Raw genomic sequence first — 11,721 nt, 5'->3', positions numbered from 1 at the left:
GATCAGAAGCCCAAGCTTTCGAGCAGATCGTCGACCTGTTTCTGGTTGGTGACAACATCGCTGCGCCCTTCCGGATTGGTCACCGGTCCGTTGAGCAGCGACTGATCGAGATCGACTTTCTTGCCTGTCGGCGAGTTTTCAATCAGGAAATTCAGCAATTCGCTTTCGATGCCATTGACCATCTCCATCATCTTCTTGATCACTTGACCCGTCAGATCCTGGAAGTCCTGCGCCATCACGATCTCAAGCAGCTGCGTGCTGGTTGCCTGCGTCTGCTGCGGGATCTGATGCAAAAAATGTTGGGTATTGCGCGCCAGCGTCTTGAACTGATCGACGCCGAGCTGATTGGCGAAAACCTGATCCCAGTGCTGCGACAACTCGACGGCCTGCTTTTCCATCTCGTCCTGGATGGGCTTGGCGATGTCGGTCGCGTTCAGGACGCGTTCGGCGGCGCCTTCGGTCAGCGTCGCGATGTAGGACAAGCGGTCCTTCGCGTCGGGCATCGATTCGGCGACGCGCTCCAGCGATTTGTCGTAGCCCATCGCGCGCATGGTGTCATGCAGCTTGCGGGTCAGTTGCCCGATCTGGTCATACATGGTCTGCGGATCAGACGGCAAAGCATTGATAACACCACCGGTACCGGGCTGTGTCTGGCCGTTGTCGGAGCCGGAAGGGCTCGTCGCGGTTTCCTCCGTCTGTTCGTGAGACTGTTTGGCAATCGAGTCAAACAAGGCCTCAAGCTCTGGCGTATCTCCGCTTTCCAACATGTAATCCGGCACGATAAATTCTCCTGAAAGCTGCCCCTGTGACGACAGGTGATGTTCTTATTTCTCTAATGCCTGGAAGATTTTGTTCATTTTCTCTTCCATCGTGGCCGCCGTGAACGGCTTGACGATATAGCCGCTCGCACCGGCCATGGCCGCTTCGATGATGTTCTCGCGCTTGGCTTCGGCGGTAATCATCATGAACGGCAGGTGTTTGAGCTGCGTGTCGGCCCGGACCGCCTTCAACAGCTCGATCCCCGTCATGTTCGGCATGTTCCAGTCGGACACGATGAAGTCAAAATGCTGCGTCTTCAGCTTGTGCAAGGCAACCTGGCCATCTTCGGCTTCGTCAACGTTGGTGAATCCGAGTTCCTTCAACAGGTTTCGGACGATGCGTCGCATCGTGGAGAAATCATCCACCACTAGGAAGCGAATGTTCTTGTCTGGCATCGAGGCTTTTCCTGAATAATTCAATCAATTCGAGAGGCTAATTGTAGCCACTACCTCTGCAAAAATGGAATCAACGTTTCCGCCAGCACCGCAGGGTCGAATTTGGCGACGTAGGCGTCCACTCCGACACTCGAGCCCATGGCGCGGTTGGCGTTGGACGACAGCGAGGAGTGCATGATGACCGGGATGCCGTTGAAGCGCTGATCGGACTTGATCAGGCGCGTCAGCACATAGCCGTCCATTTCGGGCATCTCGGCATCGACCAGAATGATCTTCAGATTGTCGTGCAGATTGCCTTCTTCGCCCCAATTGCGCGATGCCAGAACCTGCAGGCGCTCCCATGCCTCGCGGCCGTTGGTTGCCTGCTGGAACTTGACCCCCATCTTTTCCAGCACACCGGTGATTTCCTTGCGGGCGACCACGGAGTCGTCGACAAAGAACATATACTGGTGCTGTTCGAGCTGCGCCTGCGGGACATCCGGCAGGCGCGCTTCACCCACGACGCTGGCCAGTATCTGTTCCACGTCGAGGATGGAGACGAGTTTGCCGTCGTCCAGTTCGGTGATCGCGGTGATCAGGTTCTGCTGGGCGGCGGGCGAATTGCTCATCATCATGTTTTCGGGGGCGCGGACCTTGTCCCAGTCCACGCGGATGATGCGATCGACCGAGTCGACCAGGAAGGCCTGGGTGCTCTTGTTGAACTCGGTGACGATCATCGTTTCGTACTTGCTCGCAACCTGTTCGCCCTTGAGAAACTTGGCCAGCGAGATCACGGGGATGATATTGCCGCGCAGCGACAGCACGCCTTCGACGCCGAAGGGCATGTTCGGCGTCTTGGTGATGGCCGGGGTTTGCGAGACTTCGCGGACCTTGAACACATTGATGCCGAACGTTTCACGAGTGCCCAGCGAGAACAGCAGGATTTCCATTTTATTGGAGCCTGCAAGCTTGGTGCGGGCATCGACGGTGGCAAGCAAGGAGGCGTCGTTGACTGGCATCTTCTAATTCCTTCCCGGTTCGTGTCCTTAGTTTTTGGGGATGTTGAGCATTTCGCGCAACTTCATCGACAGTTTTTGCGGTTCGAACTTGGACACGTAAGCGTCGACGCCGACCGACTCGCCCAGCTTCTGGTTGGAAACACCGGACAGCGAGGAATGCATCAGGACCGGAATGCCCTGGAAGCGCGGGTCGCTCTTGATCATTTTTGTCAACATGTAACCGTCCATCTCCGGCATCTCGACGTCGGTCAGGACCAGGTGCAGGATGTCCTTCAGTTTGGCGCCCGCCATCTCGGCTTGCTGAGCCATGCGCTGAAGTTCTTCCCAGGCGCGCAGACCGTTGATCGCTGCAGCATACTTGATGTTCATTACATCCAGTGTACGTTCGATCTGCTTGCGCGCGACGACCGAGTCGTCGGCGAAGAAGATCATGCGATCTTCCTTGATCGGCTCGACGTTGATGAACAGGTGGGAGTCGTCGGTCAGACTGGTTTCGGCCAGCACTTTCTCGACGTCCATCATCATGACCAGGGTATTGTTTTCCAGCTCGGTGACCGCGGTCACCAGGCCCGCCATGCGGTTGGTGATCATGTCCGGCGGCATGCGCATCGACGACCAGTCGAGGCGGAGAATCGTGTCGACCGACTCGACCAGGAAACCCTGGGTATGGCCGTTGTACTCGGTCACGATCATGATCTCGGGGCGGTTCGCGGTAACGATGCCGGCGTACTTGGCCAGGTCTATGACGGGAACCAGAGTGCCGCGCAGGCTGACCATCCCTTCCACCGACGACGGCATTTCTGGCGCCGACGTGATTTCAGGGGTGCGCATCACTTCGCGTACCTTGAAAACATTGATGCCGAAGACCTCCTTGCGACCGGTTCTTTGATCCTGTCCGAGGGAGAACAGGAGGATCTCCAGCTTGTTGGTTCCGGCAAGCTTGGTTCGGGCATCGATTTTTTTAAGAAGCTCTGACACAGAAACCTCCGCAGCATCTTGTAATGTGGCGTATACACTCCCTTTATACGCCAGTTATGGATTTTGGCCGGGTTTTAAGCATTACCGATATATGATCGTTATAGCTGTTCCGGGTTCGGCCTGGTAATTATCATACTGTTTAAGTGCTTTTTACAAATAACTTGCGAAAAATGCCACGTATCGTTTCAAAGTCTCAGGATGAGCAGACGCTCCAAGCCGCGTTCGAGCAGTTTAATGCGGTTTCGGGAAAATTGATTGATGCATACCAACAATTAGAGTCCCAAGTCAACGTGCTAAACGCTCAGCTGGACGAGGCGAACTCCGCCTTGCGCCAGCAGGTCTCCGCCAATGCGGCGCTGGCCGAACGTCTGGGCATGCTGCTTGAGGCGCTGCCTGCCGGTGTCATCGAGCTTTCTCCCGAGGGCGTGGTGCAGACCGAAAATCCCATGGCCAAGCAAATGCTGGGCCAGCCGGTGGCCGGCAAAGACTGGGAGCGGGTTCTGGCTGCGCTCGACACCACCGAGATCGACCAGACCTACCGCGTCCCTGCCAGCGAGCGGCAGCTTACCCTGCATTATAAGGATTTACCGGCGTTAGGCGGTCGTCTTGTTTTACTTAACGACGTTACCCGGCTTAATCAGCTGTCGGCCGAACTCGCGCGCCAGCAGCAACTGGCGGCGATGGGCAGCATGGCCGCCTCGCTCGCACACCAACTGCGCACTCCGCTGTCCACTGCTTTGTTATACACAGCGAATCTCAAGCAGGCCGGCTTGCGCGAGCAGGATCGCGACCGCTTCATCGACAAGGCGCTCGCCCGCCTGCGCGCGCTCGAAGGTCTGATCCAGAACATGCTCGGCTTCGTCCGCGGCCAGGTCAGCCGGCTCGAACTCCTGGATCTGCCCGCCATCGTCGACGAGCTGACGGCCGTCTTTTTGCCGCCGTGTCAGGCTAAGATGATTGAATTGGATTGCACTTGCTCGTTACCATCTGCCATAACGGTGATGGGGGACCGCAAGGCGCTGGTCGGTGCCTTGACCAATCTGCTTGAAAATGCCTTGCACTTTTCCCCGCCGGGAAGCCGGATCGGCCTGAGTGTTCGTTGCGATGGAGAGTTTCTGTGTCTGGCGGTCGAGGATGCCGGTCCCGGCATTGCGGCCGAAAATATGGCGCGGCTGTTCGAACCGTTTTATACGACGCGCTCGGGGGGAACCGGTCTGGGGCTGGCGATCGTCAAGAAAGTGGCGCAAGAGCTCGGGGGAAGAGTGAGTTGCCACACGATGCCGACTGGCGGTGCCTGCTTCGAGATGTATCTTCCGCGGGCATTGGCCAGCAACGAGGGGAAAAAATGAAACCAGTCGTCAAGATCGAAGGCAGTGTGGGGACGCTCGTTCTGATCGGGCAGTTCGATTTCAACTTGCACAAGGATTTTCGCATGGCGAGCCAGGAATTGCTCGATCATCCCGCTGTGCAGGAAATCGTCGTGGATTTTGATCAAGTGCCGTTTCTCGACAGTTCCGCTCTTGGCATGCTGTTATTGCTGAAAGAGCGCGCGGCGTCGCAGAAAAAACAGATGGCCTTGATCAACTGCCGCGGCACGGTGCAGCAGGTCCTGGAAATCGCCTGTTTCAACAAGATGTTCACGATCCGCTAGCCGCCCGCCGGCACCCATATGACGATCCTGGCCCGGGTCGGGGAAGCGCTGCGCGAGCGCATTCTGGCCGATGACTGGTTGGCGCTGTTCGACTGGGATTTCACCGGGTCGGGGGGAGGCGAGCCCGAACTGATGGTCCTGGAGTCGCCGTTGCCTGAGGACGCGGTCCTGGCCGCGGCGGCAGCCTGCCCCGTCTGGCGCTTCGGCTGCCCGGCGGGCGAAGCCTGGCCGGCTGTCGCCGGTGTATCCTGCCTGGCCGTGGCGCTCGACCCGGACTTGCTCGGCGATCGCCTGCTCGCATGGTGCTGGTCGCAAGGGCGGCTCGCTCCGGCATGCCTGGGCATGCGTGCGCTGTCGCTGCTCAACGGCTCGATGTCCCTGCTGCGCCCTCAGCATCCCGCCTTGCAGATGGCGGTGCTGCCTGCGCTGGACCGCGGGGGCGATGTCGCCTTGTGCGTGGACCGCGGCGAACGTACTCTGGTGGTGCTGGCCGATGCCATCGGCCACGGTGACGACGCGGCTTTCGATGCGGCATTGTTCGTCGTCGGCCTGTCAGTCCGGGTGCTGCCGTGCGGCCTGAGCCGGAAGACCGTGGCCGATCTTAATCGCTATCTGAAGCGGCAACTGGCCTGGGGGCGCTTCGTGGCGGCAGCGATGATAGAAATCGACTGGTCTGCTCATTCCCTCGTGCTGGTCAATGCCGGCATGCCCGACATCCTTTGCATCGGTCCGGATGTCATTCTCGACCGCGTTTCCTCCATGGCGCCCCCGCTCGGGCTGGCGGCCATTTCCTCTCTCCCTCTTGTGCGCGGTGTGCATTCGCCAGGCGAAGTCTGGGTGCTTAGCAGCGATGGTGTCGATGTGGCCGAGTTGCTGCGCAAGCTCTGGGCCTGCCACTGGAGCCGGTGCGGTTGCGGCCCCGATCTGGCGGTGCAAAGGCTATCCGATGTCGTCGACGACGCCTCGCACATCATTCTCGGCAACCCGCTGGCGCCCTGAGCCAGTTCAGAATGCCGTATCAGCATGGGATGGATGTTTAAAGTCCATCTTCATTTTATATGACTATGTTTTGTGAAATTAACAAATTTTCCTTGAATTGGTAGTCGATATGGCTAATCAATAAACAACAACAACATAAACAGTTTGGGTGGGATATTGAAATGACTTTGAGCCGACCGAGCCGCGGGCTTGCCGTTGCCATTGCGTTGGGGGAGGCGCTTGTCTTGCTCTTGCTCGCGCTCTGGGGGGCGTCCACGACCTGGATCGCCCTGGTGGCCAGCGGTGTGTTGTTGTTGCAGGCCTACTGGCTCGGCATGCCGCGGGCCGGAGCGGTCGAGAGTCTCCCCGCCGCCGTCGCCGCAGGAGGGGGCAGCACCGTGCTGCCGGGGGTCGAAGTGCTCGATTTTACGCGCGATCAGGCCGAGCACTCTCATGCGGAGGTCGAGCGCATCGCATCCATGGTCGCGGATGCGGTCGCGACCCTGGTGCAGAGTTTTGCCGGCCTGGCCGCCCAGGCCGAGTCCCAGCTGCAGCATGCCGAAGCGCTGGCGGTCGGTGAAACCGGGCACGGCATGTCGTTTCAGAGTTTTGTGCGCGAAATCCTGGATTCGATGAGCGGTTTTGTCGAGAAGACCGTGGAGAACAGCCGGTTGGCGATGATGCTGGTCGAACGCATGGAAGGAGTCGTGTCGCAGGTCAGTGCCGTGACGGAACTGCTCGACGAGATTCATACCATCACCAAGCAGACCAATATGCTGGCACTCAACGCGGCTATCGAGGCGGCGCGTGCCGGCGAACATGGTCGCGGCTTCGCGGTCGTGGCGGGCGAGGTGCGCGGCCTGTCGGAGCGGACCGAGGCGTTCAATGGCGAAATCCGCAATGTCATGAATGGAATGCGCGAGTCCATCGGCGATGCGGAGTCGCTGATCCAGCAACTGGCGTCCCAGGACATGATGTTCACCCTGCAGGCCAAGCAGCGCGTCGGGGAGACGGCGGAGAAGATCAGCGAGCTCGATCACCAGATGGGCGAGTCGGTGCAGGTGCTGCGCGACGGGGTGGGGGTGCTGTCGGGGCAGGTCGACGCCGCCGTGCGCTGTCTGCAATTTCAGGATCTGGTGTCGCAGCTGAGCGCGCATGTGCTCAAGCGGCTGGAAGGGATGAACAATGCGTTGCGGGTGGCGCGCGAACCCGGGGCGACGTCGTTGCCGGACGTCATCCGTGAGCTTGAACAGACCTTGTCGCGCAACCCCGTGCATCAGCACGGAATGGATAGCGGCAGCGTTGAATTGTTTTGATCGGGGACTGAGATGGCAAAGAAAATACTCACCGTGGATGACTCCGCCTCCATCCGCCAGATGGTCGGTTTTACCCTGAAGAGCGCGGGTTACGAGCTGGGCGAGGCGGTCGACGGCAATAGCGGGTTGCGTCTCGCGCAGTCCGCGCGGTTCGATCTCGTTCTGACTGACCAGAACATGCCCGGCATGGATGGGCTGACCATGATTCGTGCGCTGCGCAAGACAGCTGGCTATGCCTCGACCCCTATTCTGATGCTGACCACCGAGTCCAGCGATCAAATGAAGGCTCAGGGCCGTGCCGCCGGCGCCACCGGCTGGCTGGTCAAACCGTTCGATCCGCAAAAATTGCTTGATGTCGTCAAACGGCTCGTAGGCTGAGACTGTTTGGTGCGAGGGGGTAGGGCGTGACTATCGATCTGTCGCAGTTCCATCAGGTATTTTTTGAAGAGACGGATGAACATCTGGCCTCGATGGAATCCTTGCTGTTGGCAATAGACATTGCGCAACCCGATGCCGAGGATCTCAATGCCATTTTTCGCGCGGCACATTCGATCAAGGGCGGCGCAGCGACGTTCGGCTTCAGCGATCTGACGGAATTGACCCATATTCTCGAAAATCTGCTCGACCGGGTGCGCAAAGGCACGATGTCGCTGACGACGGCGCTGGTCGACGCCAGCCTGCACGCAAAAGACGCCCTGGCCGAGATGCTGGCCGCGCACCGCGCCGGTGGCGAGGCCGATCCCGCCGGGCGGCTGGCGGTGCAGGCCGAACTGGAGGCTTTTCTGCCGGCGGGCGGGGTCGCGGCGCCGGTGGCGGCGGCGACGGTTCTCCCCGCAGCCGAGGCGGGGCCGGTTTCGCATCAGTTGTATCTGGAAGTCGGCGCAGGGGCGGTCGACTCCATCGATTCCTTGCTGGAACAACTGGGGCGCGAGGGCGAGGCGACGCTGATTTCTGCCGCCGATCCCGAGCGCGATGTGCCCTGGGTGCTGCAGATGCAAACGCCGTTGTCGGTGCACGAGCTGAGTGAGACGCTGGGTTTTGTGCTGCCGCCCGACAGTTTTCACGTCGTTGACGCGCATATTGTCGAAGAAGACGAGAGCTTCGGCTTGTTTGACGCAATCGAGCCGCCTGCAGCGGACGCAGAGGGGGGCGCAGACGCCGGCTTCGGCCTGTTCGAACCGCTGGCGGCGGGCATTGCTTTCGAAGAAGGCGGTTTCGGCTTGTTCGAACCGCTGGCGGCGGCTGTGCCGGGCGAGGCCGAGGCTCCGGCCGAGGCTGTGGCCCAGGCTTCGCCCGTTGCTTCGGCTCCGGCGGTCCATCGTGCGGTCGACAAGGCCCAGGCCGAAAGCTCGATCCGCGTCAATATCGAAAAAGTCGATCTACTGCTCAATCTGGTCGGCGAGTTGGTCATCACACAGTCCATGCTGGTGCAATCCGCCAGCGAACTCGATGCGGCGGCGCATGAGCGCCTGCTCAACGGGGTCGCGATGTTGCAGCGCAATTCGCGCGAGTTGCAGGAAGCGGTGATGTCCATCCGCATGACGCCTATCGCTTCGGTGTTCAACCGGTTCCCGCGCGTGATCCGCGACCTGACCGCCAAGCTCGACAAGCAGGTCGAGTTGTCGATGCTGGGGGAGCATACCGAGCTGGACAAGAGCTTTATCGAAAAACTCGCCGACCCTCTGACCCACCTGGTGCGCAATAGTCTCGACCATGGCATCGAGACCCCCGAAATCCGTGTCGCAAAGGGCAAGCCCGCCGTCGGGCGTTTGTTGCTGCGCGCGTATCACCAGGGCGGCAGCATCGTGATCGAAGTCACCGACGACGGGGCCGGGCTCAATCGCGAACGCATTCTGGGCAAGGCGCGCGAGCGCGGACTCGCGGTCAATGACGGGATGAGCGATAGCGAAGTATGGAGTCTGATTTTCGACCCCGGTTTTTCTACCGCGAGTGTGGTAACCGATGTCTCGGGCCGCGGCGTCGGCATGGATGTCGTGCGCCGCAATATCCAGTCGATGGGGGGGCGGGTCGATATCGAGTCCATGCTCGATTTCGGCACCACGATCAGCATTCGTCTGCCGCTGACGCTGGCGATTCTGGACGGCATGTCGGTCCGCATCGGCCGCGAGATATACATCCTGCCTTTATCGTTGGTGGTCGAGTCGCTCCAGCCCCGCCTCGAAGATGTGAAGAATATCTCCGGGCAGGGCATGGTGGTGAACGTGCGCGGCGAGTACCTGCCCATCGTCCCCCTGGCCGAGCTGTTCGAGATCGAAGACGCGGAGCGGCGGGCCACCTCGGCCCTGCTGGTCATCGTCGAAAGCGATGCCAGTCGCGTCGCCTTGCTGGTCGACGACCTGGTCGGCCAGCAGCAGTTTGTCGTCAAAAATCTGGAAACCAATTATCACAAGGTCGACGGACTCGCCGGCGCCACCATTCTGGGGGATGGCCAGGTGGCGCTGATCCTGGACGTGACGACGATTGTCCGGAACAAGTCATCGGCCGCCACTTTGCGGGCGATGAGTGAAATCAGCTAGGAAAACGCTATGGAAATGGTCGACAGCATCGATAGCACCGCTTCCGCCGGCAAGTCCTTGCCGACCGAACTGCTGGTGTTCTCCCTCGGCGACGAGGCTTACGGCATCGATATTCTCAAGGTGCAGGAAATCCGCGGCTACGACGCGGTAACCCGAATCGCGCGTGCGCCCGAATTCATCAAGGGGGTCATCAATCTGCGCGGCGATATCGTGCCTATCGTCGATTTGCGTCTGAAATTCGGCATCGGTGAGGCGAGCTACGGGCCGTTTACCGTCGTCATCATCCTCAACCTGCTGCATCGCACGGTCGGGGTGGTGGTCGACGGGGTGTCCGACGTGATCCAGCTCGGAGCCGATGCCATTCACCCGGCGCCGCAGTTCGGTACCGCGGTCGATGTTTCATACATTCTGGGTCTGGCCAGTGCCGGCGACAGCATGGTCATCGTCGTCGATATCGCTAACTTGATGAGCAGCGGCGAAATGGGTCTGATGGATGCCGCTCTGAACTCAGTGCAAGCCTAGCAGGGGAATGTCATGGCAATGAAAGTCAAGCACCGTCTTACGGTGGGCTTCGGCTTGCTGCTGTTCATCATCGTGCTGACCACGGGGTATACCACGTGGCAGTTGCACGGCCTGCGTTCGTCCATCGACGAGCTGGCGGTGATGCACGTGCCGCGGGCCAATGCGGCCAACCAGATCCTGTTCAATATCAACCTGACGGCGCGCTCGACGCGGACGGCGCTGCTGGCCGGCGATGACGCGGCGTTCGCCGTCAGCCAGATCAAACAGTTGACGCAAGGCGTCAACGGGATGGAACAGGCGTTGACGGCGCTGGAGGCGATGCCAGGCAACGACGACAGTGTGCGGCAGAGCAGAGTCGTGCGAGCCGCCGAGGCGACCTATCGCAACGACCTCGGCAATTTCAGCGCGCTGTTCAGTGCCGGCAAGCGCGAGGAGGCGCGCCGTTTCCTGCTTGATCATGCCCGGCCGAGCCAGCTGGCATTGATGAAGGAAGTCGATGCTCTCGTGGCTGCCGAAGAAGGGGCATCCCTGCGTCTGGCCGGCGCGACCTCGGCCGATGCGGCCACTGCGATTCGCGTGCAGATCGCGATGGGGATACTGGCCACCCTGGTCGGATTCGCGGCCGGCTGGTTGATCCGGCGCTCGTTGATGCGCGAGCTGGGGGGCGAGCCGGCCGAAGCGGTCAAATTGATGGAAGAGCTCGCCAGCGGCGAGGTCACCACTGAGTTGAAGGTCGCCGCTGGCGACGAGCACAGCCTGTTTGCGAATTTGCGCAAGGCGGCGCTCAAGGCCGAAGAAAATATCCGCGTGCGCAATGCGCTGGATGTGGCGACCGCCAACGTGATGATCGCCGATGCACAGAATCGCGTGGTGTATCTGAATCCGGCGGTGAGCACCATGTTCCGCGATGCGGAGTCCGATATTCGCAAAGAGGTGCCGGGCTTTTCCTCATCGCGACTGCAGGGCGAGAGCCTGGACGGCTTTCTGGCTGGAAGCGGGCAATCGACGCGCCATGGCGCGACGCGTCAGGCGCAGCAGGCGGCGCTGGAAGTGGGGGGCCGCCATTTCGCCCTGACCGTGACGCCGGTGTTCCGGCGCGACGGCGCGCTGCTCGGCAGTGCGATCGAGTGGCAGGATCGTACGCGCGAGCTGGCCGAGCAGGCGGCACAGGCCGCACGCGTGGCCGAGGAGCGCCGCATCGCGTCCGAGAATGCGCGCATCCGCATCGCGCTCGACAATGTCAGCACCGCGGTGATGATCGCCGACAACGAGCGCAACATCATCTATATCAACCGCAGTGCCGACAGCCTGATGTCGCGGCGCGAGAGCGAGCTGAGACAGGCGTTGCCGGGCTTCGCCGCGCGCGAACTGCTGGGCGGCAGCATGGACCGCTTCCATCGCAACCCCGCGCACCAGCGCGACATGCTGGCCAATCTGCGCAGCAACTACCGCGCCGAGGTCAAGCTGGCGAGCCTGACCTTCAGCTTGAGCGCGAACCCGGTGTTCGACGGCCAGGGCGAGCGCCTG

General features: G+C 60.6%; 12 protein-coding genes. 8 read left to right on the top strand and 4 right to left on the bottom strand.

What is annotated here, in order from left to right:
- Positions 1–2: 2 nt before the first annotated feature.
- From cheZ to G520_RS0113485, 4 genes are read right to left on the bottom strand one after another with little or no spacing between them, the layout of a single operon-like run.
- Positions 3–779: a protein phosphatase CheZ gene (gene cheZ, locus G520_RS0113500; protein WP_028536125.1), complete on the bottom strand. Its 777-nt coding sequence runs from the start codon at positions 777–779 to the stop codon at positions 3–5.
- A gap of 45 nt (positions 780–824) precedes the next feature.
- Entirely contained in the window at positions 825–1,214 is a 390-nt protein-coding gene (gene cheY / locus G520_RS0113495; protein ID WP_028536124.1) for a chemotaxis response regulator CheY, read from the bottom strand.
- 50 nt (positions 1,215–1,264) lie between these two features.
- Positions 1,265–2,212, bottom strand: a complete 948-nt coding sequence (locus G520_RS0113490; protein ID WP_028536123.1) for a chemotaxis protein — start codon at positions 2,210–2,212, stop codon at positions 1,265–1,267.
- A gap of 27 nt (positions 2,213–2,239) precedes the next feature.
- A complete protein-coding gene (locus tag G520_RS0113485) occupies positions 2,240–3,190 on the bottom strand; it encodes a chemotaxis protein (protein WP_028536122.1) in 951 nt (316 codons plus the stop codon).
- Positions 3,191–3,360: 170 nt separating this feature from the next.
- Here G520_RS0113485 and G520_RS0113480 point away from each other — a divergent pair, with 170 nt between their 5' ends.
- The 8 genes from G520_RS0113480 to G520_RS0113445 all read left to right on the top strand — a co-directional run.
- Entirely contained in the window at positions 3,361–4,539 is a 1,179-nt protein-coding gene (locus G520_RS0113480) for a sensor histidine kinase (protein WP_028536121.1), read from the top strand.
- Positions 4,536–4,841 carry an STAS domain-containing protein gene (locus tag G520_RS0113475; RefSeq protein ID WP_028536120.1) on the top strand — a complete coding sequence of 102 codons (306 nt, stop codon included), beginning with the start codon at positions 4,536–4,538 and terminating at the stop codon, positions 4,839–4,841. The genes G520_RS0113480 and G520_RS0113475 overlap by 4 nt, the downstream gene beginning before the upstream one ends.
- A gap of 18 nt (positions 4,842–4,859) precedes the next feature.
- Complete coding sequence (locus G520_RS0113470) at positions 4,860–5,840, top strand: SpoIIE family protein phosphatase (RefSeq protein ID WP_028536119.1); 981 nt, start codon at positions 4,860–4,862, stop codon at positions 5,838–5,840.
- Between the two features lie 161 nt (positions 5,841–6,001).
- Positions 6,002–7,135, top strand: coding sequence for a methyl-accepting chemotaxis protein (locus G520_RS25380; RefSeq protein WP_051229399.1), 1,134 nt, complete (start codon positions 6,002–6,004; stop codon positions 7,133–7,135).
- 12 nt (positions 7,136–7,147) lie between these two features.
- Positions 7,148–7,513, top strand: coding sequence for a response regulator (locus tag G520_RS0113460; protein ID WP_028536118.1), 366 nt, complete (start codon positions 7,148–7,150; stop codon positions 7,511–7,513).
- Positions 7,514–7,539: 26 nt separating this feature from the next.
- Entirely contained in the window at positions 7,540–9,672 is a 2,133-nt protein-coding gene (locus G520_RS0113455) for a chemotaxis protein CheW (protein ID WP_028536117.1), read from the top strand.
- 9 nt (positions 9,673–9,681) lie between these two features.
- Positions 9,682–10,194: a chemotaxis protein CheW gene (locus tag G520_RS0113450; RefSeq protein WP_051229398.1), complete on the top strand. Its 513-nt coding sequence runs from the start codon at positions 9,682–9,684 to the stop codon at positions 10,192–10,194.
- Positions 10,195–10,206: 12 nt separating this feature from the next.
- A partial coding sequence (locus G520_RS0113445) for a PAS domain-containing protein (protein WP_156876947.1) occupies positions 10,207–11,721 on the top strand: 1,515 nt, incomplete at its 3' end.

The organism is Paludibacterium yongneupense DSM 18731 (genome assembly GCF_000422925.1).
In the GTDB taxonomy this organism is placed as follows: domain Bacteria; phylum Pseudomonadota; class Gammaproteobacteria; order Burkholderiales; family Chromobacteriaceae; genus Paludibacterium; species Paludibacterium yongneupense.
Note: the sequence above shows the minus strand (reverse complement) of the source record. Positions and strands in the feature narration are given on the sequence as shown.

What these genes read in the sequence shown, in the direction of transcription:
- cheY (WP_028536124.1), bottom strand. Translation starts at nt 1,214, where the DNA reads ATGCCAGACAAGAACATTCGCTTCCTAGTGGTGGATGATTTCTCCACG.
- G520_RS0113490 (WP_028536123.1), bottom strand. Translation starts at nt 2,212, where the DNA reads ATGCCAGTCAACGACGCCTCCTTGCTTGCCACCGTCGATGCCCGCACC.
- G520_RS0113480 (WP_028536121.1), top strand. Translation starts at nt 3,361, where the DNA reads ATGCCACGTATCGTTTCAAAGTCTCAGGATGAGCAGACGCTCCAAGCC.
- G520_RS0113475 (WP_028536120.1), top strand. Translation starts at nt 4,536, where the DNA reads ATGAAACCAGTCGTCAAGATCGAAGGCAGTGTGGGGACGCTCGTTCTG.
- G520_RS0113470 (WP_028536119.1), top strand. Translation starts at nt 4,860, where the DNA reads ATGACGATCCTGGCCCGGGTCGGGGAAGCGCTGCGCGAGCGCATTCTG.
- G520_RS25380 (WP_051229399.1), top strand. Translation starts at nt 6,002, where the DNA reads ATGACTTTGAGCCGACCGAGCCGCGGGCTTGCCGTTGCCATTGCGTTG.
- G520_RS0113460 (WP_028536118.1), top strand. Translation starts at nt 7,148, where the DNA reads ATGGCAAAGAAAATACTCACCGTGGATGACTCCGCCTCCATCCGCCAG.
- G520_RS0113450 (WP_051229398.1), top strand. Translation starts at nt 9,682, where the DNA reads ATGGAAATGGTCGACAGCATCGATAGCACCGCTTCCGCCGGCAAGTCC.